The organism is Roseomonas marmotae, from assembly GCF_017654485.1.
Taxonomy (GTDB): domain Bacteria; phylum Pseudomonadota; class Alphaproteobacteria; order Acetobacterales; family Acetobacteraceae; genus Pseudoroseomonas; species Pseudoroseomonas marmotae.
The window spans coordinates 2,608,770-2,632,135 of record NZ_CP061091.1 but is presented as its reverse complement, the minus strand read 5'-3'; the positions used below and the strand labels follow the sequence as shown (position 1 = coordinate 2,632,135).

The 23,366-nt window shown below is 68.2% G+C and carries 25 protein-coding genes; 14 read left to right on the top strand and 11 right to left on the bottom strand.

Going from position 1 to position 23,366, the window contains the following annotated elements:
• Positions 1 to 27 precede the first annotated feature (27 nt).
• From IAI58_RS12470 to IAI58_RS12455, 4 genes are all read right to left on the bottom strand, one after another.
• Entirely contained in the window at positions 28 to 312 is a 285-nt protein-coding gene (locus IAI58_RS12470; protein ID WP_207445476.1) for a hypothetical protein, read from the bottom strand.
• A gap of 25 nt (positions 313 to 337) precedes the next feature.
• A complete protein-coding gene (locus IAI58_RS12465) occupies positions 338 to 547 on the bottom strand; it encodes a hypothetical protein (RefSeq protein ID WP_207445477.1) in 210 nt (69 codons plus the stop codon).
• A gap of 87 nt (positions 548 to 634) precedes the next feature.
• Positions 635 to 937, bottom strand: coding sequence for a con-10 family general stress protein (locus IAI58_RS12460; protein ID WP_237182207.1), 303 nt, complete (start codon positions 935 to 937; stop codon positions 635 to 637).
• A 205-nt stretch (positions 938 to 1,142) separates the two neighbouring features.
• Positions 1,143 to 1,436, bottom strand: a complete 294-nt coding sequence (locus IAI58_RS12455) for a hypothetical protein (protein WP_207445478.1) — start codon at positions 1,434 to 1,436, stop codon at positions 1,143 to 1,145.
• A 200-nt stretch (positions 1,437 to 1,636) separates the two neighbouring features.
• On the opposite strand from IAI58_RS12455, the gene IAI58_RS12450 reads away from it, so the two are divergent.
• Positions 1,637 to 2,062, top strand: coding sequence for a PRC-barrel domain-containing protein (locus IAI58_RS12450; RefSeq protein WP_207445479.1), 426 nt, complete (start codon positions 1,637 to 1,639; stop codon positions 2,060 to 2,062).
• Here the strand turns inward: IAI58_RS12450 and IAI58_RS12445 are convergent.
• A complete protein-coding gene (locus tag IAI58_RS12445; protein ID WP_208775952.1) occupies positions 2,023 to 2,628 on the bottom strand; it encodes a sigma-70 family RNA polymerase sigma factor in 606 nt (201 codons plus the stop codon). The two genes, IAI58_RS12450 and IAI58_RS12445, sit on opposite strands and share 40 nt — an antisense overlap.
• A gap of 191 nt (positions 2,629 to 2,819) precedes the next feature.
• Between IAI58_RS12445 and IAI58_RS12440 the strand changes: the two genes are divergently transcribed.
• Positions 2,820 to 3,020, top strand: coding sequence for a hypothetical protein (locus IAI58_RS12440; RefSeq protein WP_207445481.1), 201 nt, complete (start codon positions 2,820 to 2,822; stop codon positions 3,018 to 3,020).
• A gap of 19 nt (positions 3,021 to 3,039) precedes the next feature.
• On the opposite strand, the gene IAI58_RS12435 is transcribed toward IAI58_RS12440, so the two are convergent.
• Positions 3,040 to 4,047 (bottom strand): sensor histidine kinase, encoded by a 1,008-nt coding sequence (locus IAI58_RS12435; RefSeq protein WP_207445482.1) that lies wholly within the window; start codon positions 4,045 to 4,047, stop codon positions 3,040 to 3,042.
• A gap of 236 nt (positions 4,048 to 4,283) precedes the next feature.
• Here IAI58_RS12435 and pstS point away from each other — a divergent pair, with 236 nt between their 5' ends.
• From pstS to phoB, 6 genes are all read left to right on the top strand, one after another.
• The gene (pstS, locus tag IAI58_RS12430; RefSeq protein ID WP_237182229.1) at positions 4,284 to 5,336 is read left to right on the top strand and encodes a phosphate ABC transporter substrate-binding protein PstS; all 1,053 of its coding nucleotides are present in this window, start codon (positions 4,284 to 4,286) and stop codon (positions 5,334 to 5,336) included.
• A gap of 88 nt (positions 5,337 to 5,424) precedes the next feature.
• Positions 5,425 to 6,396: a phosphate ABC transporter permease subunit PstC gene (gene pstC, locus IAI58_RS12425; RefSeq protein ID WP_207445484.1), complete on the top strand. Its 972-nt coding sequence runs from the start codon at positions 5,425 to 5,427 to the stop codon at positions 6,394 to 6,396.
• Complete coding sequence (gene pstA, locus IAI58_RS12420; protein WP_207445485.1) at positions 6,393 to 7,286, top strand: phosphate ABC transporter permease PstA; 894 nt, start codon at positions 6,393 to 6,395, stop codon at positions 7,284 to 7,286. The genes pstC and pstA overlap by 4 nt, the downstream gene beginning before the upstream one ends.
• Before the next feature lie 8 nt (positions 7,287 to 7,294).
• Positions 7,295 to 8,116, top strand: a complete 822-nt coding sequence (pstB, locus tag IAI58_RS12415; RefSeq protein ID WP_207445486.1) for a phosphate ABC transporter ATP-binding protein PstB — start codon at positions 7,295 to 7,297, stop codon at positions 8,114 to 8,116.
• Positions 8,117 to 8,131: 15 nt separating this feature from the next.
• Positions 8,132 to 8,854: a phosphate signaling complex protein PhoU gene (gene phoU / locus IAI58_RS12410; RefSeq protein ID WP_207445487.1), complete on the top strand. Its 723-nt coding sequence runs from the start codon at positions 8,132 to 8,134 to the stop codon at positions 8,852 to 8,854.
• A 19-nt stretch (positions 8,855 to 8,873) separates the two neighbouring features.
• A complete protein-coding gene (gene phoB / locus IAI58_RS12405; protein WP_408906189.1) occupies positions 8,874 to 9,584 on the top strand; it encodes a phosphate regulon transcriptional regulator PhoB in 711 nt (236 codons plus the stop codon).
• A 53-nt stretch (positions 9,585 to 9,637) separates the two neighbouring features.
• On the opposite strand, the gene IAI58_RS12400 is transcribed toward phoB, so the two are convergent.
• From IAI58_RS12400 to IAI58_RS12390, 3 genes are all read right to left on the bottom strand, one after another.
• Positions 9,638 to 10,024: a DoxX family protein gene (locus IAI58_RS12400; protein WP_207445489.1), complete on the bottom strand. Its 387-nt coding sequence runs from the start codon at positions 10,022 to 10,024 to the stop codon at positions 9,638 to 9,640.
• 114 nt (positions 10,025 to 10,138) lie between these two features.
• On the bottom strand, positions 10,139 to 11,893 hold the full coding sequence (locus tag IAI58_RS12395) for an ABC transporter permease (RefSeq protein ID WP_237182208.1): 1,755 nt from the start codon (positions 11,891 to 11,893) through the stop codon (positions 10,139 to 10,141).
• On the bottom strand, positions 11,880 to 12,905 hold the full coding sequence (locus IAI58_RS12390; RefSeq protein ID WP_237182209.1) for an ABC transporter substrate-binding protein: 1,026 nt from the start codon (positions 12,903 to 12,905) through the stop codon (positions 11,880 to 11,882). Before IAI58_RS12390 ends, IAI58_RS12395 begins: the two co-directional genes overlap by 14 nt.
• 177 nt (positions 12,906 to 13,082) lie before the next feature.
• Here IAI58_RS12390 and IAI58_RS12385 point away from each other — a divergent pair, with 177 nt between their 5' ends.
• From IAI58_RS12385 to IAI58_RS12375, 3 genes are read left to right on the top strand one after another with little or no spacing between them, the layout of a single operon-like run.
• Positions 13,083 to 13,871 (top strand): enoyl-CoA hydratase/isomerase family protein, encoded by a 789-nt coding sequence (locus IAI58_RS12385; RefSeq protein ID WP_207445491.1) that lies wholly within the window; start codon positions 13,083 to 13,085, stop codon positions 13,869 to 13,871.
• A gap of 30 nt (positions 13,872 to 13,901) precedes the next feature.
• Positions 13,902 to 16,949, top strand: coding sequence for a D-2-hydroxyglutarate dehydrogenase YdiJ (gene ydiJ / locus IAI58_RS12380; protein ID WP_207445492.1), 3,048 nt, complete (start codon positions 13,902 to 13,904; stop codon positions 16,947 to 16,949).
• A gap of 15 nt (positions 16,950 to 16,964) precedes the next feature.
• The gene (locus IAI58_RS12375; RefSeq protein WP_207445493.1) at positions 16,965 to 17,663 is read left to right on the top strand and encodes a ribonuclease activity regulator RraA; all 699 of its coding nucleotides are present in this window, start codon (positions 16,965 to 16,967) and stop codon (positions 17,661 to 17,663) included.
• Between the two features lie 39 nt (positions 17,664 to 17,702).
• Here the strand turns inward: IAI58_RS12375 and IAI58_RS12370 are convergent, their stop codons facing one another.
• Positions 17,703 to 17,972 carry an HU family DNA-binding protein gene (locus IAI58_RS12370; protein WP_120636854.1) on the bottom strand — a complete coding sequence of 90 codons (270 nt, stop codon included), beginning with the start codon at positions 17,970 to 17,972 and terminating at the stop codon, positions 17,703 to 17,705.
• A gap of 181 nt (positions 17,973 to 18,153) precedes the next feature.
• Between IAI58_RS12370 and IAI58_RS12365 the strand changes: the two genes are divergently transcribed.
• Positions 18,154 to 19,722 (top strand): GMC family oxidoreductase, encoded by a 1,569-nt coding sequence (locus IAI58_RS12365; RefSeq protein ID WP_207445494.1) that lies wholly within the window; start codon positions 18,154 to 18,156, stop codon positions 19,720 to 19,722.
• Between the two features lie 49 nt (positions 19,723 to 19,771).
• On the opposite strand, the gene IAI58_RS12360 is transcribed toward IAI58_RS12365, so the two are convergent.
• Complete coding sequence (locus IAI58_RS12360) at positions 19,772 to 20,962, bottom strand: aminotransferase (RefSeq protein ID WP_207445495.1); 1,191 nt, start codon at positions 20,960 to 20,962, stop codon at positions 19,772 to 19,774.
• Positions 20,963 to 21,289: 327 nt separating this feature from the next.
• On the opposite strand from IAI58_RS12360, the gene IAI58_RS12355 reads away from it, so the two are divergent.
• Together IAI58_RS12355 and glnA are read left to right on the top strand one after the other, a co-directional pair.
• Complete coding sequence (locus tag IAI58_RS12355; RefSeq protein ID WP_207445496.1) at positions 21,290 to 21,628, top strand: P-II family nitrogen regulator; 339 nt, start codon at positions 21,290 to 21,292, stop codon at positions 21,626 to 21,628.
• A 165-nt stretch (positions 21,629 to 21,793) separates the two neighbouring features.
• On the top strand, positions 21,794 to 23,236 hold the full coding sequence (glnA, locus tag IAI58_RS12350) for a type I glutamate--ammonia ligase (RefSeq protein ID WP_207445497.1): 1,443 nt from the start codon (positions 21,794 to 21,796) through the stop codon (positions 23,234 to 23,236).
• Positions 23,237 to 23,366 lie beyond the last annotated feature (130 nt).

Below are 23,366 nucleotides of genomic sequence, written 5' to 3'. Positions count from 1 at the left end.
GGCGGGGGCGAAGCCGCCGGAGTGGGATCAGTGGCGCGGCTTGTGAAGGATATCGGCCCGGCCGTACTGGCCCTCGGGCAGATCCTCATTGGCATCGGCGGGCACGGGCTTGTCGATCGGCTCGTTGCGCTCGGGGGTCTCGGGCGGCTGCGGCGTCGGCTCCGAAGGAGCCTCGGCCCGCTCGGGCGAGGAGCCCGAGGCGGGCTGGCCGGGCGGTCGCTTCACTTCCGGCGGATCGACACGGTCGTTCGGGCGCGCTTCGTTGGTATCCTGGCGGATGCCGGAAGGCGGGTTGTCGTTCACGGGCTTCATGGGTGGTTTCCTGGCTTGCCGGCCATCAGCCGGCGGCGAGGCGCAGCTTAGGCGGTCCGGACTGACCGGCCGGTGGCTGGCGCGGGAGATTGTCCACGTCCAGCACGGAGCGGGCCTCATTAGCCGGTGTACGGCGCATGAGGCGTTCGGCCAGCGCGGCGCGCAATGCGTAGGAAGGACTTTCTGCCTCGCCGCGCAGGGTCACGGATTTCGGCAGGCACGCGGAAGCCAACATTACCCTCAGATTCCCCCGATCGACCGCCGGGGGCCTACGGCCACCCGGCGCACTCAAAGCGAATGGGCCGGCGGCTGGCCCTGTTTTCTATTCAGCCGGCTTGTCGGCCGATGCGCGCAGGGCCTTCTGTTCCCGATTGCCCTGTGTGGCCTGGCCGCCTTTGCGCCCGGCCTGTGCCGCGAGTTCCCGATTACGGGAAAAGGAGCGGGATTCGGCCTGCACGCTTTGGCCGCCCTTCCGGCCTGCTTCAGCCGCTAGGGCCGGATCCTGAGCGAAACTACGCTTCGAGGCCGGCACGCTCTGGCCACCCTTCGAGGCGATGTCGCGCTGCTTCTCCCGGTCCATCGAAGCAAATCCTTGCTTGCCGCCGCCGCTACGGGTTGAAGCCATGATGATGGTCCTTTCCTGCTATTCCCCCGGCCGGAAGGCGGCCTGGTATTGGATAAACCGGTCGATCAAGGCCAAGTTCCCGCCATAAAACCACTTCCGGCCTGCCGTTCCGCGTTTCGTTCCCCCGAAAGCGGCATGACGGCCTGCCGTATCCCGGAACGCGGACGCGGCCATTGGGTTGCGGCCGGCGCAAAATTTTCTGCGGTCAGGTCCAGACTGCGACGAGGATCATCGCGACGACCGCCAGCGCCAGGGAAATGATGAGCACCCAGCGGACATGGCCCAGCGTCTTGCCCTGCCGCGCGTCGGTCGCGCTGATGGGCCGTTCCGGCATCGGGGCATGACGGTCCGTGGTGCGGGGCTGGACGGCGCCTTCCCGCGTGGTGGCATTGGGCCCGATGCCTTCCTGCGGCGCGCTGCGCGGCGCCTCGCTGGCCGGGTCGGGATTTGGGGTGCCGGCCGCTGGGGTGCCACTGGCCGGAACACGGGTGTCGGACATCGGTCGCATCCTCTCTGTGAATGAGGGGCTTTCCCTCGCGCGGGGTGCCCGGAGGGCGGCGTGTTGCCACCTGCTGCCAGGAAGAAGCCTGCCGCCCTGGTGAAGTTTCACCCGGCTCGCGGGGAAGCGGGGCGCGGAACTCCGGTTGCCTCCAGCGGTTTCTTCTCCGTGCATCGCTTGGGATGTAGGAGGATGCGCTGATGAGCACGAACCGGCCCCAGGGTTACATGCCCGCCGACGGGTCGGCCCCTTTGGCCCGCGACGAGACTCTGTCCCTGATCTCCGCCGACAAGGTTGGGGGTACCCCAGTGTTCGGTGCAGATGGTCATCGCCTCGGCACCATCGAGACGCTGATGATCGACAAGATCAGTGGCAGGGTGGAATACGCCGTCCTGTCCTTCGGCGGCATTCTCGGCATCGGGGCACGGCATTACCCGCTATCCTGGCAGCACCTGCACTACGACGATGCGCTGGGCGGCTACATCATCCCGCTGGTCGAGCAGCAGCTGTGCGAGGCGCCTTCCTTCGATCCGGGGGAAGCGGTGGATCTGGCGGACACCGCCTGGGGCGAAAGGGTCCACAGCTACTACGGGCCCTCGGTCTCCGGCACCCGGGTCGGGTTCTGAGGGTCGAGCTGCGCCGGCTCCAGCCGCCGGCGTTCCTCGGATGCGGGGGTGCGGTGGAAGCGCTCCCGCTTCGTCCCGGATTCCGATTCCTGCTCCAGCAGGTGGTAGAGCGCCATGCGCGCGCGGTGGACACGGCTTTTCACGGTGCCAACGGCGCAGTCGAGCACTTTCGCGACATCCTCGTAAGGCAGGCCTGAGCTGGCCACGAGGGTGAGGATGGAGCGGTGGTCTTCCGGAAGCTTGTGAAAGATCCGCTGGAAATCTGCCAGTTCCAGTCCTTCCTCCTGCCTGGCGGAGGTGGGAAGCTGCTCCATCTCCGCGTCGTCCATGTCACGGGTCTGGCGCCGCTTGGCGACGAACTCGTTCAGGAAGCGGTTGCGGAGGATGGTGAAGGCCCAGGCCTTGAAATTGGTGCCCGGCTGGAAGCGATCGGCCGAATGCATGATGCGGACCACGGTATCCTGCACCAGGTCATCCGCGTCGTGCCGGTTGCGGGTGAGTGACCGTGCATAGGCGCGGAGATCGGGGAGGCAGGCAACGATGTCGTTCTCTATCCAACTCGTCACAGGCCTGCTTTCCGCCACGGATATTGTTGAATTGGTGCTGTTACGAACGTCCGCTGATCGAGGGAGTTGCTGGCGCAGGCTGGTGCGAGGCCGTCAGGGCAGTGCCTGCAACCCCGTCTGATGCCGGATGTTGCCTTGAACGAAGACGGCCTGACAGGCAGGCCGCGCCAGCGGAATCAGGGAGTGCAGAGATGAGCGCCAACAAGCCGGGCAGCCAGCCAGGAACCCGAGGGCGGCAGGATGGCAAGCCCACCGAGGGCGATGCCGACCGGACCAAGGAGAGCGTCCTGGAGAAGTCGCTGGAGGATAGCTTCCCCGCCAGCGACCCGCCCTCCACCGGCAGCCCGAACAGCAGCATCGGCTGGGAGACGCCGGACGAGAAGAAGGACTGACGCCGTGCCCGCCGCGCCCTCAGTGAGAGAGTGTGGCGGGGAAGCGGATCTCGAAACAGGTGGGGTGCTCGGCGACCGCCAGCTCCCCTTCCAGCTGCTGGGCGCAGGAGCTCACCAGCAACATGCCGAAGCCGCGGTTCAGCACCGTATCCCGGTTCTCGATGCCCTGGCCGTCATCGCTGACGGCCAGGATGATTTCGTCACCATCCCGCCGCAGGATGACGCGCACCACCCCCGCCCGGCCGGCCGGAAAAGCATGCCGCAGGGCGTTGGAGACGAGTTCGGAGATCGCCAGCCCCAGGGGCAATGCGTATTCGCCGGGAAGCTCGATGCTCTCGGCTTCCACGACGATGCGGATATCGGCGCCGTCGATCTGCGCCTCACCCAGCCGGCCGCAGAGCTCACGGATGTAGCGGCTGAGCTCGACATGGCCGATATCACGGTTGCGATAGAGGCTCTCCTGCAGGGCCGACATGCCCTGGATACGCAAGACCGTCATGTTCAGGATCCGGCTGGCGATATCGTTACCAGCCTTCCGGGCCTGGAGGCGCAGGAGGCTGCCGACCAGCTGGAAGTTGTTCTTCACCCGGTGCGTCAGCTCATGCTGCAGCAGCTCCTGGCGCTTCATCTCGGCCCCGACTTCCTCCCGCATCAGGGCAAGCTCCTTCTCCTGGGCATCCCCCCGCGCCAGAAGAGCCCGCCCCGCCCGGCCGAGCAGGAGGCCGGTGGCGGCCAGCAGCAGCAGTACCGTCAGCCCCGGCGCCATGGCCAGCGGCGGGTTCAGCCCGCGGCCGGCGAGGCGCATGGCGTCGATGCCGGCGGCCAACAGCACCAGCAGCCCACCGGCGATGCCGCCGAAGCAGGAGGCCAGCACCGCCGCCGGCGCATAGAGTATGGGGGCCAGCGTGTCCGGCATGAGGGGCAGGGCGGCGCGGCAGGCCAGCGTCACTGCCAACATGCCCAGCGTCAGTACCAACCCACCCCGCATCGGCGACAGCCGCAGCGCCCGTTCCAGCCAGCCTTGCAAAAACGCTCCCATTTTCCGGTTGGCCACCGCCGACACGCGGCACCGGCGGCATTGCTGCGGTTGTTTCAGCAAAAGCGTGGCGCGCCGGCAAGCCCGGCCCAGGAGGGCGGGCTGTCATGATAGCTTCATCGAATTGCAATATAACGGTCGCTGGGGGCCCTTAGAAGGCCACCAGTCCGGAAGCCCAGTCCCGCGCCCCGCCGTGGACGCTGCCCGGCCGAGATGAACGGAGAGACCTGGTGAGCAACCGCCTTCTTGCCCTGGCCGCCGGCCTTGTGATCACCATCAGCATGACTTCCTCCGGCCATGCCCAACAGGCGACTATCACTGGTGCAGGCGCCAGCTTCCCGAATCCTCTCTACCAGAAATGGGCGGAGGCGGCGAAGGAGGGGACAGGTATCCAGCTCAACTACCAGTCCGTGGGTTCGGGCGCCGGCCAGTCGCAGATCCGGAACCGCACTGTCGATTTCGGCGCCTCCGACGCGCCCATGACGGCGGAGCAGCTTCAGGAAACGAAGCTGATGCAGTTCCCCTCCACCATGGGCAGCATTGTCGCGATCGTGAACATTCCGGGGGTGGAGAGCAACAGCCTGCGCCTGACCGGCGAGCTTCTCTCGGACATCTACCTCGGCAAGATCACCAAGTGGAACGACCCGAGGCTGGCGGAGCTGAACCCCGGCGTCCCGCTGCCGAACCTGGCCATTGCCCCGGTCTACCGGGCCGACGGTTCCGGCACGACCTTCGTCTGGGTCTCCTACCTCTCGGCCGTCTCGCCCGACTTCCAGAAGCGGGTGGGCGTGGGCACCTCGGTCCGGTGGCCGACCGGCGCGGGCGCGCGCGGCAATGAGGGCGTCGCCGGCACGGTCCGCAATGTTCGCGGCGCCATCGGCTATGTCGAATACGCCTACGCGCATAGCAACAACCTCGTCACCACCCAGCTGCGTAACAAGGCCGGCCAGTTCGTGACGCCGACGCCCGAGAGCTTCCAGGCCGCCGCCGCCAATGCCGACTGGAGCGTGCCGGACTTCGCGGCCACGGTGGTCGATACCCATGGCGAACAGTCCTGGCCGATCGTCACGCCGACCTTCATCCTGGTGCCGACCGATCCAAGGGACGCCACGCGCGCCCAGAACGTGATGAAGTTCTTCGACTGGGCGTATAAGAACGGTGACCAGATCGCGGCCTCGCTGGACTATGTCCCGCTGCCGGAAGCGGTGGAGAACGCGGTGCGCGCCGCCTGGGCCGAGCGGATCAGGGCGGATGGCAAGCCGGTCTGGCCGGCGAACTGAACCGAGCCTTCCCAGGACGGTTTCAGGGCGGACGGGGACCGGTTAGGTTGCCCGCCCGCCCGAACATGAACGAACCGGAGCCCCAGCCTTGCAGCAGGCCGCAACCCTGACCGCCGCGCCACTGGCGCGCGGCACCCGCCGCTCCGGCGCGCTGGGCGATGTTATCTTCGCCGCCGCCTGCAAGGGGGCGGGCATCTTTGTCCTGCTGCTGCTCGGCGCCATCATCGCCGGGCTCTTCATCGGCGGCTGGGATGCCTTCCGGACCTTCGGGCCCGCCTTCATCACCGGCACCGACTGGGACCCCGTGCAGGAGGTCTTCGGCGCCGGCGTCTCCATCTACGGCACCGTCGTCACCGCCGTCCTGGCGCTGGTCATGGCCGTGCCCGTGGCCTTCGGCATCGCCTTCTACCTGACCGAGCTGGCGCCCGTCTGGCTGCGCGGCCCGGTGGGCACGGCGGTGGAGCTGCTGGCGGCGGTGCCCTCCATCATCTATGGCATGTGGGGCTTCTTCCTGATCGTCCCCTTCATGTCGATGCACTTCCAGCCGGCGCTGATCGACACGGTGGGCGAATGGCCCGTGATCGGCGCGCTCTTCTCCGGCCCCCCCTTCGGCACCGGCATCTTCACCGCCTCCCTGATCCTGGCGATCATGGTCCTGCCCTTCATCGCCGCCGTAATGCGCGACGTCTTCAACACCGTACCGCCGGTCTACAAGGAGAGCGCCTATGGCCTGGGCTGCACGACCTGGGAGGTCGTGCGCAACGTGGTGCTGCCCTATACCCGCGTCTCCGTGGTCGGCGGCATCATGCTGGGCCTGGGGCGCGCGCTGGGCGAGACCATGGCGGTGACCTTCGTCATCGGCAATGCCAACCGCATCTCCACCAGCCTCTTCGGCCCGGGCAATACCATTGCCTCCCTGATCGCTCTGGAGTTCGGCGAGGCGACGATGGGCAGCCTGAAGCTCTCGGCCCTGCTGGGCCTGGGCTTCATCCTCTTCGTCATCTCCTTCATCGTGCTGGCGCTCTCGCGCCTGCTGCTGCGCCAGAGGGTGGCGAAATGAGCACCACCATGCACGCCCATCCCGTGCCCGGCCGGCCCAAGGACCCGCGTGCCTCGGCCGCGCTGGGCCGCCGCCGCCGCCGCGTCGACATGGCCATCCGCCTCGCCTGCTTCGCCGCCACGGCGGTCGGGCTGATCTTTCTGGTCTCCATCCTCGGCACGCTGCTGGTGAAGGGCTCCTCCGCCTTCTCCCTGCATGTCTTCACCGATGTCACGCGCCCGCCGGGCTCCAATGGCGGGCTGCTGAACGCCATCATCGGCAGCCTGATCCAGACCTTCATCGGGACCGCGATCGGCACGCCCATCGGGCTGCTGGTCGGCACCTACCTGGCGGAATACGCCAAGGGCTCGGCGCTGGGCCATGCGGTCCGCTTCGTCTCGGACATCCTGCTCTCGGCGCCCTCCATCCTCATCGGCCTCTTCGTCTATCAGCTGCTGGTGGTGCCCTTCGGCGGCTTCTCCGGCTGGGCGGGCGGCGTGGCGCTGGCCATCATCGTCATCCCCATCGTGGTCCGCACCACCGAGGACATGCTGCGCCTGCTGCCGGACACCCTGCGGGAGGCCGTGATCGGCCTGGGCGCGCCGAAGTGGAAGATGGTCACCCTGGTCTGCTGGCGCGCCGCCGCCTCGGGCATCATGACCGGCGTGTTGCTGGCGGTGGCCCGCGTGGCCGGTGAAACGGCGCCGCTGCTCTTCACCTCCCTCGGCAACCTCAACTGGTCAGTGAACCTCTCGGCGCCGATGTCCAGCCTGCCGCTGACCATCTACGCCTATGCGGGCTCCCCCTACGAGGACTGGATCGCGCTGGCCTGGGCCGGTGCGCTCATCATCACGCTCGGCGTGCTCGGGCTCAATATCGCGGCGCGCAGCCTGCTGCGCCGCCGGAAGTGAGGCACAACATGGACAGCACCACGACCCGCCCGGCGGCACCCACCATCACCGCGGCACGGCCGGCCGAAGCACTGGCCGAGGCCCGGCTGCAGGTTCGCGACCTGGATTTCTACTACGGCGCCAACAAGGCTTTGAAGGGGATCAACCTGGACCTGCCGGCGCGCCAGGTGACGGGCATGATCGGGCCCTCCGGCTGCGGCAAATCCACCCTGCTGCGGGTGCTGAACCGGATGTACAGCCTCTATCCCGGGCAGCGCGCCACGGGGCAGGTGCTGATGGACGGGCAGAACATCCTGGACGAAAGCATCGACATCAATGCCCTGCGCTCCCGCATCGGCATGGTGTTCCAGAAGCCGACACCCTTCCCGATGACGATCTACGAGAACATCGCCTTCGGCATCCGCCTGCATGAAAGCCTCTCGAAGTCCGAGATGGATGAACGGGTGGAATGGGCGCTGACCCGCGCCGCCATCTGGGGCGAGGTGAAGGACCGGCTGAACACCTCGGCCATGGGGCTGTCGGGCGGCCAGCAGCAGCGCCTCTGCATCGCCCGCACCATTGCCGTACGGCCGGAGGTGATCCTGCTGGATGAGCCGACCTCGGCTCTGGACCCCATCAGCACGATGCGGATCGAGGAGCTGATCGACGAGTTGAAGCGTGATTTCACCATCGTCATCGTCACCCACAACATGCAGCAGGCGGCGCGCTGCGCCGACCAGGTGGCCTTCTTCTACCTGGGCGAGCTGGTGGAGGTGGCGCCGGCGGAGCAGATGTTCACCGCGCCCCAGCAGCAGCGCACCCAGGACTACATCACCGGCCGGTTTGGCTGAGCCAGGAGACGGGACATGCCCAGCGAACAGTCCGAGCATATCGTGCGCTCCTATGAGGAGCAGCTGAAGAAGCTGCGGGAGATGGTGGCCCGCATGGGTGGGCTGGCCGAGCGCCAGGTGGCCGACTCCGCCTATGCGCTGATCCGCCGCGACACCGAGCTGGCGAAGCAGGTGATCGGCCGCGACGGCGAGATCGACCAGCTGGAGCGCGACATCGAGAACTTCTGCGTCCGGCTGCTGGCGCTGCGCCAGCCCATGGCGGGCGACCTGCGCTTCATCATCGCGGCCATGAAGGTCTCCAACGCCATCGAGCGGATCGGCGACTATGCCCGCAACTGCGCCAAGCGCGCCGTGGTGATCAGCCAGCAGCCGCAGATCGGCGGCTTCGGCGGCTTCCAGTATATGGCGCAGCTGGTGCAGCAGAACCTGAAGGAGGCGATCGACAGCCTGGTGAATCAGGATGCCGTCGCGGCCGAGAGGGTCTGGGCGGCCGATGCCAATGTGGACGAAGTCTATAACGGCATCTTCCGCGAGCTGCTGACGCATATGATGGAGGACCCGCGCAACATCACCTCCGCCACCCACCTGCTGTTCGTCGCGAAGAATTACGAGCGCATCGGCGACCACGCGACGAATATCGCGGAGACGGTCTACTACGCCGTGCGCGGCGGCGTGTTGCCGGAAGAAAGGCCGAAGGGCGATACCTCGCCCTTCGCCGTGGTCCCTCCGCGGGTCTGAGGCCGCAGCCATGGCGGAGATGAACCCTGCCGCGGCAGGCCGGCCAACCATCCTGGTGGTTGAGGACGAGGCCCCGCTGCTGACCCTGCTGCGCTACAACCTGGAAAAGCAGGGCTTCCGGGTCGAGGAGGCGACGGACGGGCAGGAGGCGCTGCTGCGCGTGGCCGAGGCCCCGCCCGACCTGATCCTGCTGGACTGGATGCTGCCGGCGATCTCCGGCCTCGAGGTCTGCCGCCAGCTGCGCCGGAAGGCGCCGACGCGGGACCTGCCGATCATCATGGTGACGGCCCGCACCGAGGACCAGGACGCCGTGCGCGCCCTGGACATGGGTGCCGACGACTATATCGCCAAGCCCTTCGTGATGGACGCGCTGATGGCGCGGATCCGGGCGCTGCTGCGGCGTTCCGCCGGGGTGGGGGCTAGGGGCGTGCTGGCCTGGCGGGACATCGCCATGGACCAGGACGCGCACCGCGTCACGCGCGCCGGGCGGGCGCTGCATCTGGGGCCGACGGAATACCGGTTGCTGGAATTCTTCCTGCAGCATCCCGGCCGCGTCTTCTCGCGGGAGCAGCTTCTGGACGGTGTCTGGGGCCGGGACATCCATGTGGAGCCCCGCACCGTGGACGTGCATATCCGCCGCCTGCGGAAGGTCGTGAATGGCGAGGGCGAGCTGGACGTGATCCGCACGGTACGCAGCGCCGGCTACGCGCTGGATGTGGAGCCGCATTGACCGCGGCTTCCCGGAGCGGAACGGGAAAGGGGGCCTCGCGGCCCCCTTTTTCGTCAGCGCCGGTTGATGGCAAAACTGCCCGGCCCGGCGGCGGCCAGGTAGAGGAAGACGAAGCAGTACAGGATCGCCGCGTCGCCGCCGTTCAGTAGCGGATAGAAGTTGCGGGGCGCATGGGCCATGAAATAGGCGAAGGCCATCTCGCCGGAGAGGATGAAGGCGACTGGGCGGGTATAGAGGCCCAGCAGTACCATCACGCCGCCGACCGCCTCCAGCACGCCGGCGACCCAGTAGAGCGTGAACATCGCCGGCAGCCCGCTTCCGGGCGGGGCGGGAAAGCCGAAGAGCTTCTGCGTGCCATGCTCGATGAAGAGCAGCGCTGCGACGATACGCAGCAGGGCCAGGGCATGTGGCGCCAGGCCGGCCGGGGTGAAAGATGCCATTGCTTGGGTCCTCGTGAGGATCAGGGGAGCCGGCCGGATTCCCCGCCCTGGCTTCGAATGGAAGAATGAGCCGCTGGTGTTTGTTATGGAACCGAATCGGAAGTCACGCTCGCGTCATGGACGCCAGGGCAGGGTTCCCGGCGGCAGGCGGCGGCCAAGCAGGCTGGCCAGCCCCATCAGCCCGGCCACCAGCAGCAGCGAGAGGCAGGAGACGGCGGCGGCCTGGGGCGATTGCCCGCCATCCTGCAGGTTGAAGATCAGCACGCCGAGCGTCTGCGTGCCCGGCCCGTGCAGCAGGCTGCTGACCGTCACCTCGTTCACCGCCAGCAGCATCACCAGCAGGGCGCCGGCGGCCAGGGCCGGCGCCAGGGGCGGCAGGTGGATGGCCCGCAGCCGCAGCAGCAACCCGGCGCCGAGGCCTCGCGCCGCCTCCTCCAGCGCCGGGTCCAGCCGCGCGGCAGCGGCGGCCACCGGGCGGAGCGCCAGGGTCTGGAAGCGTGCCAGATAGGCGAAGAGGATCAGCCCCAGCGTGCCATAGATCACCCCGCCTCCGGGCAGGCCGAGCACCAGCAGGATGGCGGCCACGGCCGTGCAGGCGCCGGGCAGGGCATAGGCCAGATCGGTCGCCATGGCTGTGGCGCGCACGGCGCGGTGCCGTAGCGCCAGCGCCACCGGCAGGGCGGCCAGCGACAGCACGATGGCCGCCGTGCCGGAGAGCAGCAGCGAATTGCCCAGCGCCGCGAGGGTATGCGCGCCGGGTGCCAGAGCGGCGGAGAAGTGTCGCAAGGTCAGGCTCTCCGCCGTCAGCGCCATGCCCATGGCGGGCACCAGGGCGGAGACCAGCAGCGAGGCCATCGGCCAGGCCAGCACCGCCGCCAGATAGAGGCCGAGCGGCAGCAGCAGCAGCCGGTCCAGGCCCGTGGCGGGCAGGGGGTCGAAGGCGCGGCCGGATTTCCAGCCGCCGCTGCGGCCGGCCAGGATCTGGGCCAGGAGCCCCGGCAGGGTCAGCGCCGCCAGCAGCAGGGAGAGAGCAGCAACCTCGGACAGCGCCGCCGGCCCGGTGGCCGAGAGCCGCTGCCAGATCAGCACCGTCAGCAGCGGGTAGCGGCCGGGGATGCCCAGCAGCGCGGCGATGCCGAAATTGCCGAGCGCGGAGATGAAGGCGAGCCCGGCGCCGGCGAGCAGCCCGGGCAGCAGCAGCGGCCAGATGGCCATGCGGAGCGCCCGCCCTGGGCTCGCGCCCAGGCCCCGCGCGGCGGAGAGCACCTCGCCCGGCAGGCGGCGCACCAGGGCGGCGAGCGCCAGGAAGACCAGAGGTGCCCCCTGCACGCCCAGCAGCAGGATGATGCCACCCGGCCCATAGAAGGGGTTCTGCGAACCCAGCGGCGGCGCCAGCCCCAGCGAGACCAGCAGGGGAGAGGCAGGGCCACTGGCCTGGATGAAGGCAAGGGCCATGATCTGCGGCGGCACCAGCAGCGGCAGGATGCAGAGGAAGATGAGCGTCCGCCGCGCCGGCACTTCCCGCAGCAGCAGCAGCCCCGCCTGGGCGCCGCCGATGGCCGTGGCCAGCAGCGCCGCGCCGCCGGCCACCAGCAGGCTACGCCCGGCGGCCTGCCAGATAGTGGCATCCTGCGTCAGGGTGGCGAGCGCCGGCCCGGCGGCCTCGGCCAGCAGGCGGGCTGTGGGGGCCAGGCCGACCGCCGCCAGCCAGGCGATGGCCAGCAGTGCCAGCAGGGGCGGCGGGGTCAGCCGGAAAAAGCGCGAGCTTGGCCGTGGCCCGGCGTCGCCGCGCCCGGGCACGGGGGCCGCCGGCACCGCCGGCAGCGGAGCGACGGCGGCCGGGGCTTCGCGGAGGCTACTGTCCGACAAGCTGGTTGAAGCGGCGCAGCGTCTCATCCGCCTCCGCCGCCGCGCGTGCATTATCGAGCGGGAGCAGCTTCACGCTCTTCGGGTCCGGGAAGCCGGGGGGCGGCGCCACATTCGGGTCGGCGGGCAGGAAGCCCTGGCTGGACGCCAATTCCTGACCTTCCTTCGACAGCAGGAACGAGATGAAAGCGGCGGCGGCCTGCGGGTTGCGGCTGTTCTTCAGGATGGCCGCGGGTTCCGTGATGGCGGAGACGCCATCCTCGGGAAAGATGAAGCGCACGGGCGCGCCCTTCGCGGCCTCGCGGATCGGCATGTAGTCCACGACGATGCCGAAGGCGCGCTCGCCCCCCGCCACGGCCTGCATGACGGCGCCATTGCCACCGCGCGGCTGGATGCCAGACCTGGCCAGCTTCTCCAGATAGTCCCAGCCCAGCCCGGCATTCTGCACCAGCGCCTGGATATGGATGACGGCGGCCCCGGAGACGGCGGGGGAGGGCATGGCCGTCAGGTTGCGCGCCTCGGGCCGCAGCAGGTCCGCCCAGGTCTTCGGCGTGAAGGGCGCGCGACTATTCATCACGATGCCCGTGGTCATCAGCTTGGTGCCGAAAAAGGTGCGGTCGGGGTCGTGCACGGCGGCGGGGGTGGCGCCGGTCTGCACCTCCGGGCTTGGCCGCAGCAGGCCTTCCTTCTTCAGCCCCTCGAAGGTCAGGCTGTCTGCCAGCAATAGGACATCAGCGCGCGGGCTGCCGGCGGCGATCTCGGCCCGCAGGCGGGGCAGGATCTGGCCAGTGCCGCCGCGGATCCAGTCCACCGTCACGCCCGGGTGGCGCTTGCGGAAGGCCTCCACGGTCGCCGCCGCGTCGGGCTCGAGCTGGCTGGTGTAGAGCACCAGGCTACCGGAGAGCGGTGCCTGCTGGGCTTGTCCCGTGGCCGGCAGCGCGGCCGTGGCGATGAGGGAGGCACCCAGGAGCAGGAAACTGGAGCGGCGCATGAGGTCGTGATCCCAGCCTGTCATGATTCCGGCGTCTCACTAGCGGGCAAGGGCCCCCAAGGGCAGGGGGCGAAGATGAAGATTCCATGATTGTAGACCATGGCAGAGTTCATGGCGCCGGATTTACAGCAGCCTGAGCCGATCCTATAGCGGAGAGGCGGCTGGCCCCGCCGGCCCCAGCAACAGCGAGGGAGAGGGCAAGTGGACGGCCAGGACGATATTCTGTTCGAGACGCTGGAGGGCGGCATCCGCCGCGTCACCTTCAACCGCCCCCAGGCACGCAATGCCTTCACCTTCGCCATGTATGAGCGGCTGGCCGCCTTCTGCGATGAGGTGGCGGAGGACAGGTCGGTCCGCGCCATCATCCTGACGGGTGCGGGGGAGAAGGCTTTCGCCTCCGGCACCGACATCAACCAGTTCCGCGCCTTCAAGACGCCCGAGGACGCGATTCAGTATGAAGAGCGGATCGGCCGGATCGTGTCGCGGCTGGAGGCCTGCCCGAAGCCGATCATCGCCGCCATCGCCGGCGCCTGCACTGGCGGCGGTGGGGCCATCGCGGCCTCCTGCGACATCCGTATCGGCGCCTCCAACGCGAAGTTCGGCTTCCCGATCGCGCGGACGCTGGGCAACATCCTTTCCATGGGGGCCTTCTCGCGCTTGGTGGCCCTGGTCGGGCCCTCCCGCGTCAAGGAAATGATCTTCACCGCCCGGCTGATCGAGGCCGAGGAAGCGAAGCAGATCGGCCTATTGCACGAGGTGGTGCCCGAAGTGGCGGACCTGCCCGCCCGGGCCGAGGCCCTGGCCCGCACCATCGCCGCCAATGCGCCCCTGACGCTGCGCGCCACCAAGGAGGCGATCGCCCGCCTGCGGCCGCAGATCAGCTCGGAGGAAGGGCGTGACCTGATCCTGATGTGCTACATGAGCCAGGATTTCCGTGAAGGCATGGACGCCTTCCTCAACAAGCGAAAGCCGGAGTGGAAGGGCGAATAGCCCGCCCTCCTGCCCCGAGAAGGCCGCCTGATGATTCCCCGACTTGGCCAACTGCCCGAGCCCGCCGCACCGACCGTCGCCTTTCTGGATGAGTTGCGGCTGCGGGGTTTCACCGGCGACATCGACACCGCCTTCGGCGGCCGGCTGGTCATGGCGACAGATAACTCGATCTACCAGCGCCAGCCGCAGGCCGTGGTCTATCCGCGGGATGTGGAGGATCTGCGGCGGATCGCCCGCGTCTCGGGCGATCCGCGTTTCGCGGGCGTGGCCTTCGCGCCGCGCGGCGGCGGCACCGGCACCAATGGCCAGTCGCTGACGGATGACATCGTCGTCGATGTCTCCCGCCACATGAACCGGCTGTTGGAGGTGAATGTGGAGGAGGGCTGGGTGCGCGCCGAGCCCGGCCTGGTGAAGGATGCGCTGAACGCCGCCATCCGGCAGCACAACCTCTTCTTCGCGCCAGAATGTTCCACCAGCAACCGCGCCACCATCGGCGGCATGGTCAGCACCGATGCCTGTGGCCAGGGCTCCTGCCTCTATGGCAAGACGCGGGACCATGTGCTGGCGCTGGATGTTGTGCTGCTGGACGGCACGCTCTGGCATTCGGCGCCGATGGACGAGACGGCGCTGCGGCAGGCGGCGGCGCGGCACGACATGGTGGGCGCCATCCACCGGGTGGTGGACGGTATCGCGCGGGAGCAGGCGCAGTTGATCGCCGAGCGCTTCCCGCCGCTGAACCGTTGCCTGACCGGCTATGACCTCGCGCATATCCGGGACGGGCAGGGGCGGTTCGACCTGAACTCCGTGCTCTGCGGCTCGGAAGGCACGCTGGCGATGATCGCCGAAGTGAAGCTGCGCGTGCTGCCGATCCCGAAACATTCCGCGCTGATCAACCTGCGTTACGACAGCTTCGATGCCGCGCTGCGCGATGCGCGGCGGCTGATGGTGCTGGGCGCAGCGTCGGTCGAGACCATCGATTCCAAGGTGCTGGGCCTGGCGCGCGGCGACGTGGTCTGGGAGGGCGTGCGCGACTTCTTCCCCGACGATCCGGAAGGCGCGGCCCCCGGCATCAACCTGATCGAGTTCGTCGGCGAGAGCACCGGGGAGGTGCAGGCGAAGCTGGCGGTGGTGGAGGGGCGGCTGGCCGATGAAGGCCGCAGCATGGGACGCCGCGGCCACACGGTTGCCTGGGATGCGGCGAACGAGCGCATCCAGTCCATGCGGAAGAAGGCCGTGGGCCTGCTGGGCAACATGCAGGGCGATGCCCGCCCCATCCCCTTCGTCGAGGACACCGCCGTCCCGCCGGAGAACCTGGCCGACTATATCGCCGAGTTCCGCGCGGCGCTGGACCGTCGCGGGCTGGCCTATGGCATGTTCGGCCATGTCGACGCAGGCGTGCTGCATGTGCGGCCGGCGATCGACATGAAGGCCGAGGGCGCGGAGCGGATGATCCGCGAGATTTCCGACGAGGTCTTCGCGCTGACCCGGAAATACAACGGCCTGCTCTGGGGCGAGCATGGCAAGGGCGTGCGGTCGGAATATGTGCCGGAGGTCTTCGGCCCGCTTTATGAATCCCTGCAGGCCATTAAGGCCGCCTTCGACCCGCGCAACCAACTGAACCCCGGCAAGATCGCCGCGCCGGATGGCGAGGCGCTGCTGGCCATCGACAAGGTGCCGACGCGCGGGCAACTGGACCGCACCATCCCCGCCGCCACGCGCGCCGCCTATGACGAGGCGCTGCACTGCAACGGCAATGGCGCCTGCTTCAACTACGACCCCGACGACGCCATGTGCCCCTCCTTCAAGGCGACGGGGGACCGGCGGCATTCGCCCAAGGGGCGCGCCTCGCTGTTCCGGGAATGGCTGCGGCGGCTGTCCGATGCGGGGGTGGACCCGGTGGCGGAGGCGCGGCGGATGCGTGCGGCCTCCCCCTGGGCCGGCGCCTTCACGCGCTTCGTCAATTCCCGCGATGGGGAGCAGGATTTCTCCCACGAGGTGAAGGACGCCATGGATGGCTGCCTCGCCTGCAAGTCCTGCTCCGGTCAGTGCCCCATCAAGGTGGATGTGCCGACCTTCCGCGCGAAGTTCCTGGAGCTGTACCACACGCGCTATGCGCGGCCGCTGAAGGACCACCTGATCGGCCGGTTGGAGACGATGCTGCCGCTGGGCGCGCGCTTCCACCGCGTGGCCAATGCGGTGATGGGCAGCAGCTTCGGCCGGGCCGCCGCGCGCCGGGTCGGGCTGGTGGATGCCCCGCTGTTTTCTGGCATCGACCTCTGGGCCGAGGCCACGAAGCGCGGCGTGCGGCGTGCGACGCCGGTGGACCTGCGCGCGATTCCCGCCGCCGACCGTGACCGGCACGTCGTGATCGTGCAGGACGCCTTCACGAGTTATTTTGAAACCGGTCTGGTGCTGGACCTGCTGGACGCGCTGCTGGCGATGGGCTTCACGCCCTGGCTGGCGCCCTACCGCCCCAACGGCAAGCCCTTGCATGTGCATGGCTTCCTCGGCCGCTTCGGGCGCCAGGCGGCGGAGAATGCGGTGATGCTGCGCGCGCTGGCCGATACCGGCGTGGAGCTGGTGGGGCTCGATCCCTCCATGACCCTGACCTACCGTGCCGAATATGTCGGCGCGCTCGGCGCGGAAGCGCCGAAGGTCAGGCTGCCGCAGGAATGGCTGGCCACCCGCCTCGCCTTGCTGCCGCGCCTGCCGGAGGCCGAACCGCTGCTGCTGCTGCCGCATTGCACCGAGCGCACGAATGCGGTGGCCAGCCTGAAGGACTGGCAGGCCGTCTTCTCGCATCTCGGTGCGCCGGTTCGTGTGCTCTCCTCCGGCTGCTGCGGCATGGCCGGCACCTATGGGCACGAGGCCGAGCACCGGGAGATCTCGGAGCGGCTCTATGACATGGGCTGGCGGCAGAAGGTCGCGGCGCATGGCGGGCGGCTCATGGTGACGGGTTATTCCTGCCGGTCGCAGATCAAGCGCTTCGATGGCCTGCGCCTCGACCATCCGATCCAGGCGCTGCTGCGCCGGCTGCGCCAGGTGCCAGCCGAGGCAGTGCTGGAAGACGTAGCCTGAAACAGGGGAAAACTGATGGACGCGGCGATCAAGGCGACACTCGAAGGCATTTCCACCGCCACACTGACGACGGTGCTGCTGAAGAAGGGACTCCGCAACGTGTGGATGCGCGGCACCAGGCCGTTGCGTGAGGGGCAGCCGCGCATCGTCGGCCGCGCCTTCACGCTGCGCTTCGTGCCGGCGCGCGAGGACCTGGCGACTCCGGAATCCTGGTCCTCCCCCATCTCCACCCGCGCCGCGATCGAGGCGATGCCGGAAGGCTGCGTGGCGGTAGTGGACGCCATGGGCGTGAAGGATGCCGGCATCTTCGGCGATATTCTCTGCGCCCGCATGGCCAAGCGCGGCGTCGCGGCGCTGGTCACGGATGGCGTGGTGCGCGACGTGGCGGGGGTGCTGGGCACGGGCCTGCCGGTCTGGTGCAGCGGCGCGGCGGCCCCGCCCTCGGTCGCCGGGCTGACCTTCGTGGCCTGGCAGCAGCCGATCGGCTGCGGCGGCGTGGCCGTCTTCCCGGATGATGTCGTGGTGGTGGACCAGGATGGCGCGGTGCTGATTCCGCAGGCGCTGCTGGAGCAGGTGACGGAAATGGCCGCCGAGCAGGAGCGGCAGGAGAACTGGATCATGGGCGAGGTGGAAGCGGGTGCTTCGCTACCCGGCCTCTATCCGCCCAACGCCGAGAACAAGGCCCGTTACGAGGCCAGCAAGAAAGCCAAGTAAAGCGGGACGGGCGGGCCGGAAGGGCCCGCCCGAACGGCCTCAGACCGCCTTCTTCAGATTCGGCGAGGCCTTGAAGCGCACCGTCTTGCCAGCCTTGATCTTCACCGGCTCACCCGTGCGGGGGTTCATGCCCTTGCGGGCCTTGGTCTTGCGCACGGTGAAGGTGCCGAAGCTCGGCAGGGTGAAGCCGCCCTTCTTCTTCATTTCCTTGACGATGGAGGCGACCAGGTCGGCCGCGGCCTGATTGGCGGCAACGCCCGTGCAGCCGATCGAGTCCTGGATGACCTGGGCAAGGAATGCTTTCGACATCGTGTGTGCGACTTTCTGTGTGGTTGAGGCGCTTTTTGACTGGCGCGGGAATTTCTCCTGCGCGGAGCTTTAGCAACACCGCGAAAGTATTTCCAGTCTTGCTCTCCTCCTTGCCGAGAAAGGCAGATGATGGGACGAAAGGCAATCGCGGCAGATTGTAAGCTTCAAGGTGGATCAAGGCATGTATGATGTCATCGTGGTTGGTGCCGGTTCGGCTGGCGCGCCTCTCGCGGCGCGGCTTTCGGAAGATCCCCGCCGGCGCGTGCTTTTGCTGGAGGCCGGGCGCGACTGGCGCGCGGCGGAGCTGCCTCATGTGCTGCGCTCACCCAACCCGATTCCAGGCATCCATGACCCCGCGCTGCAGGCGGCCTGGCAGTGGCCGGGGCTGAATTCCCGCCGCACGGCCACGCAGGATCCGAAGTTCTACTGGCGCGGCAAGGCGCTGGGCGGCAGCTCCCTGGTGAATGCGCAGATCGCCATCCGTGGCGTCGCCGCGGCCTTTGACCAATGGGCGGAACTGGGCTGCGAGGGCTGGTCGGCCGAGGAGATGCTGCCGGTCTGCGCGGCTTTCGAGGATGATCCGGAGATGGCAGGCCAGCCCTATCACGGTGCCGGCGGCCCGATTCCCGTCTATCGCGCGCCGCAGGAAAGCTGGGGCGCGGTGGACAAGGCGCTGCGCGACGCGGCCCTGGCGGCCGGCTATCCCTGGAACCCCGACCTGAACGCGCCGGAGGGGGAGGGCGTCTCCTGCTACCCCATCAACAGCCGTGACGGGAAGCGCGTCACCACGAACGACGCCTATCTGGAGCCGATTCGCAGCAGGGCCAACCTGGAGATTCGCGGCGATGCGCTCGTTGACCGCGTACTGCTGGAGGGGCGCAGCGTTCGGGGCGTGCGGGTGGCGCTGCCTGGGCAGGGCTGGGTGGAACTGACGGCGCGGCAGGTCGTGCTCTGCGCCGGTGCCATCCATTCCCCGGCCATCCTGATGCGTTCCGGCATCGGCGCGGGCGAGGCATTGCACGACAAGGGAATCGGGGTCGCAGTGGACCTGCCCGATGTCGGCCGCAACTTCATGGACCATCCGGTCGTGCGCGCCACGCTCTTCCTGAAGCCGGAGTTCCGTGCTGCCAGCAGCGATGCGCGCCACACCAACTGCTGTGTCACCTATAGTTCCGGCCTTGGCGGCGGCGGGCTGCGGGACATGATCCTGATCGGCTTCAACCACCGCACCCTCGTGCCCGTCGGAGAGCTGCCGCCGACCGGGGCCGTGGCGGCCGGGCTGTTCGACGCCTTCTCACGCGGCAGCGTGACGCTCGCCTCGGCGGAGCCGGAGCAGGACCCGGTGGTGGAGGAGAACATGCTGCATGACCCGCGCGACCGGCTGCGGATGCGCGACGCGGTCCGGCGGCTGGCGGTGCTCTCCGCCCAGCCCGCCATGGCCGGGATCGCTGAGCGAATCCGCTTCGGTGAGACCGATCTGGCGCTGGACCAGGCGGCGGCGTTGCCGGAGGGGGAATTGGATGCGCTGATGCTGGAACAGGCCGGCGATATCCAGCATGCCGCCGGCACCTGCCGGATGAGCGCCTGGGAGGACCCGCGCGGCGTCGTGGACCCGGATGCCTGCGTGAAGGGCGTGGAAGGGCTGCGGGTGGCCGATGCTTCCATCATGCCGGCGGATTGCCGTGCCAATACGCATTTCACCTGTGTGATGATCGGTGAGGCGGTGGCGAAGCGGATGATCGCGGGCTGAGCCCGTGAGACCCCCGCCCGGTTCCGGCCGGGCGGGGGTGGGCGTCGGTTCAGACTGCCACGGCGGAAGGCGCGCGTCCGGCCTTCCAGACCGCGAGGCGGGCCAGGGCCTCGTCCAGCACGGCGTCGTTCTTGCAGAAGGCGAAGCGGGCATAGTGCTTCGGCGCATCCGCCGAATTGTCGTAGAAGGCGGAGACGGGGATCGCCGTGACCTTCGCGGCCTCGGTGATATGGCGGCAGAAGGCCACGTCATCGCCCGAGAAGCCGAGCGGCGAGAAGTCGGCGGTGATGAAATAGCTGCCCTGGGCTGGCAGCACGCCGAAGCCCAGCTTCTCCAGCCCCGTGGCCAGCCGGTCCCGCTTGGCCTGCAACTCGGCGGAAAGGGTCTCGAAGTAGCTGTCGTCCTTGCGGAGCCCGACGGCCACCGCCCGCTGCAGGTTGGGCGGGGTGGTGAAGGTCAGCAGCTGATGTGCCTTGGCGACATTGGGGGCGAGGCTGGCGTCGCAGGTGACGTAGCCCACCTTCCAGCCCGTGAGGCTGAAGGTCTTGCCAGCGGAGCCGACGCGCATGCAGCGGGCGCGCATGCCCGGCAGGGTCATCAGCGGGATGTGCTTCCAGCCGTCGAAGGTCAGGTGCTCATAGACCTCGTCGCAGATGGCATAGGCATCGTGGCGCTGCAGCAGCTCGGCGATGAAAGCCAGCTCGGCGGCGGTGAAGACCTTGCTGGCGGGGTTCAGCGGCGTGTTCAGCAGCACCGCCTTGGTCTTGGGACCGAAGGCGGCGGAGAGGGCCTCGCGCGGCAGCTCCCATTTCGGCGGCGTCAGGCGCACCAGCTTCGGCACCGCGCCCAGCATCCGCACGACCGGAAGATAGGTGTCGTAGAGCGGCTCGAAGAGCACGACCTCGTCGCCGGGGTTCAGCACGGCCATCAGGCAGGCGGTCAGGGCCTCGGTGGCGCCGGAGGTGACGACGACCTCGCTGGCCGGGTCTATCTCCAGCCCATAGAAGCGGCGGTTCGCCTCGGCCACGGCTTGGCGCAGTTCCGGCAGGCCGGTCATGGGCGGATACTGGTTGCGGTTGTCCAGCAGCGCGTCGGCGGCGGCCTTCACGACATCCTCAGGCCCCTCGTAGTCGGGGAAGCCCTGACCCAGATTGATGGAGCCGTGCTGGACGGCCAGGGCCGACATGACGGTGAAGACGGTGGTGCCGGTGGCGGAGAGCAAGGCGTTCAACGGCTTCATGGCGTGCGGGCGCTGCCTTCATGACGTGGCTGGAGAAACCGGATCATGAGCGCCGGCCCGGTTCGATGCAACCGTCGCCCCGGAAGGCACTGCCCCTTTCCTGTGCATACTGCCAAATATAAGGGCGGTTTCTGCCGTGACTTCCGGCTTCACAGTGGAAAACCCTTTGAGACGGCATTGCCCCCCTGGCTCGCCCCGTGCGACACAGCAGGTCGAACCCGCCCGGGCGACCGGATGAACCTGCCGCCACGGTCGGGGCGGGACACCTGGGGGGAAGAGGACGGCCCCGGCCTTGCGGATCAAGGCTGTGGTCCGCGAATGGAGCCGATGAAGAAGATCGAGGCGATCATCAAGCCCTTCAAGCTCGACGAGGTGAAGGACGCGCTGCACGAGATCGGCCTGCAGGGTCTGACCGTGGTCGAGGCCAAGGGCTTCGGGCGGCAGAAGGGCCATACCGAGCTGTATCGCGGGGCCGAATACGTCGTCGATTTCCTGCCCAAGGTGAAGATCGAGGTCGTCTGCCCCGACGATCTGGCCGAGCGCGCCATCGAGGCCATCCAGGCCGCCGCCCGCACCGGGCGCATCGGGGACGGCAAGATCTTCGTCTCCGACGTGCTGGAGGTCATCCGCATCCGCACCGGCGAACGGGGCGAGGACGCGGTCTGAGCAGCGGCAAGCCCGCAGGATTTTCGCTGCCCGCACCGGGGGGTGGGGGTGGTGGTCAGAGGCTTCGCGCGCATCGCGGCGCGTGGGGCCTGAACGCGACGGAAGTGAATTCCGCCGCGCGGTTTTTGAGTTTTGAAGCGTATCTAGGGAACAGGACCACAGAGCATGGCCAAGAAGCCCGCAGCACCCGCCGCAGCGCCCAGCGCTGTCTCCAAGGTCATGGAGATGATCCGGGAGAACAGCGTCGAATACGTTGACTTCCGCTTCACTGACCCGAAGGGCAAGTGGCACCACACGGCCCAGCACGTCTCCACCGTCGAGGAGGAGATGTTCACGGACGGCATCATGTTCGATGGCTCCTCCATCGCCGGCTGGAAGGCGATCAACGAGTCCGACATGATCCTGATGCCGGATGCGGCCACGGCCTGCATGGACCCCTTCGCCGCCAAGCCGCAGCTGATCCTGATCTGCGACATCATCGAGCCCTCGACCGGCCAGTCCTATTCCCGCGACCCGCGCTCGACCGCCAAGAAGGCCGAGGCCTATGTGGCCTCCACCGGCATCGGTGACGCCGCGCTCTTCGGCGCCGAGGCCGAGTTCTTCATCTTCGACAACGTGAAGTTCGGCACGGGCGGCAACTACGGCCACTACTCCCTCGACAGCATCGAGGGCCCGGGCGCCAGCATGAAGGACTTCCCGGAAGGGAATATGGGCCACCGTCCGCTGGTGAAGGGCGGCTACTTCCCGGTGCCGCCGGTCGACAGCGAGAGCGACCTGCGCGCCGAGATGCTGTCCACCATGATCGAGATGGGCGTGGTCGGCGAGAAGCACCACCATGAGGTGGCGCAGTCCCAGCACGAGCTGGGCACCAAGTTCGGCCCGCTGGTGCAGCATGCAGATCACATGCAGATCTATAAGTATGTGATCCACAATGTCGCGCACAGCTACGGCAAGACCGCGACCTTCATGCCGAAGCCGATCTATGGCGACAACGGCTCGGGCATGCATGTCCACCAGTCCATCTGGAAGAACGGCAAGCCGCTCTTCGCGGGCAACGGCTATGCCGACCTGTCCAACGAGGCGCTGTACTACATCGGTGGCATCATCAAGCACGCGAAGGCGCTGAACGCCTTCACGAACCCCTCCACCAACTCCTACAAGCGCCTGATCCCGGGCTTCGAGGCGCCGGTGCTGCTGGCCTATTCGGCCCGCAACCGCTCGGCTTCCTGCCGCATCCCCTATGCGACAAACCCGAAGGCCAAGCGCGTCGAGGTCCGCTTCCCCGACCCGACCGCGAACCCCTACCTGGCCTTCGCCGCCATGCTGATGGCGGGCCTGGACGGCATCAAGAACAAGATCCACCCGGGCGAAGCCATGGACAAGGATCTGTACGACCTGCCGCCGGAAGAGCTGAAGGACATCCCGACCGTCTGCGGTTCGCTGCGCGAGGCGCTGGAGTCCCTGGCCGCCGACCACGAGTTCCTGCTGGCCGGCGACGTCTTCAGCAAGGACCAGATCGAGAGCTACATCGAGCTGAAGTGGCAGGACGTGTACAAGTTCGAGCACACGCCGCACCCGGTCGAGTTCGAGATGTACTACTCCGTCTGAAGCCGTCCAGCTTCGGCCCGGCTGTCCCGAAAGGGATGGCCGGAAGGAAACGCCCCGTGCATCGCGCGGGGCGTTTTTTTGTGAGGGGCGGCCCCTCATGCGCTGCCTGTTGTGGGGTGGCCCACGCGGC

Excerpts from the sequence above, each read along its gene's own strand:
- IAI58_RS12470 (WP_207445476.1), bottom strand. The coding sequence starts at position 312 with ATGAAGCCCGTGAACGACAACCCGCCTTCCGGCATCCGCCAGGATACC.
- IAI58_RS12465 (WP_207445477.1), bottom strand. The coding sequence starts at position 547 with ATGTTGGCTTCCGCGTGCCTGCCGAAATCCGTGACCCTGCGCGGCGAG.
- IAI58_RS12460 (WP_237182207.1), bottom strand. The coding sequence starts at position 937 with ATGGCTTCAACCCGTAGCGGCGGCGGCAAGCAAGGATTTGCTTCGATG.
- IAI58_RS12455 (WP_207445478.1), bottom strand. The coding sequence starts at position 1,436 with ATGTCCGACACCCGTGTTCCGGCCAGTGGCACCCCAGCGGCCGGCACC.
- IAI58_RS12450 (WP_207445479.1), top strand. The coding sequence starts at position 1,637 with ATGAGCACGAACCGGCCCCAGGGTTACATGCCCGCCGACGGGTCGGCC.
- IAI58_RS12440 (WP_207445481.1), top strand. The coding sequence starts at position 2,820 with ATGAGCGCCAACAAGCCGGGCAGCCAGCCAGGAACCCGAGGGCGGCAG.
- pstA (WP_207445485.1), top strand. The coding sequence starts at position 6,393 with ATGAGCACCACCATGCACGCCCATCCCGTGCCCGGCCGGCCCAAGGAC.
- pstB (WP_207445486.1), top strand. The coding sequence starts at position 7,295 with ATGGACAGCACCACGACCCGCCCGGCGGCACCCACCATCACCGCGGCA.
- phoU (WP_207445487.1), top strand. The coding sequence starts at position 8,132 with ATGCCCAGCGAACAGTCCGAGCATATCGTGCGCTCCTATGAGGAGCAG.
- phoB (WP_408906189.1), top strand. The coding sequence starts at position 8,874 with ATGAACCCTGCCGCGGCAGGCCGGCCAACCATCCTGGTGGTTGAGGAC.
- IAI58_RS12400 (WP_207445489.1), bottom strand. The coding sequence starts at position 10,024 with ATGGCATCTTTCACCCCGGCCGGCCTGGCGCCACATGCCCTGGCCCTG.
- IAI58_RS12390 (WP_237182209.1), bottom strand. The coding sequence starts at position 12,905 with ATGACAGGCTGGGATCACGACCTCATGCGCCGCTCCAGTTTCCTGCTC.
- ydiJ (WP_207445492.1), top strand. The coding sequence starts at position 13,902 with ATGATTCCCCGACTTGGCCAACTGCCCGAGCCCGCCGCACCGACCGTC.
- IAI58_RS12375 (WP_207445493.1), top strand. The coding sequence starts at position 16,965 with ATGGACGCGGCGATCAAGGCGACACTCGAAGGCATTTCCACCGCCACA.
- IAI58_RS12370 (WP_120636854.1), bottom strand. The coding sequence starts at position 17,972 with ATGTCGAAAGCATTCCTTGCCCAGGTCATCCAGGACTCGATCGGCTGC.
- IAI58_RS12365 (WP_207445494.1), top strand. The coding sequence starts at position 18,154 with ATGTATGATGTCATCGTGGTTGGTGCCGGTTCGGCTGGCGCGCCTCTC.
- IAI58_RS12360 (WP_207445495.1), bottom strand. The coding sequence starts at position 20,962 with ATGAAGCCGTTGAACGCCTTGCTCTCCGCCACCGGCACCACCGTCTTC.
- IAI58_RS12355 (WP_207445496.1), top strand. The coding sequence starts at position 21,290 with ATGAAGAAGATCGAGGCGATCATCAAGCCCTTCAAGCTCGACGAGGTG.
- glnA (WP_207445497.1), top strand. The coding sequence starts at position 21,794 with ATGGCCAAGAAGCCCGCAGCACCCGCCGCAGCGCCCAGCGCTGTCTCC.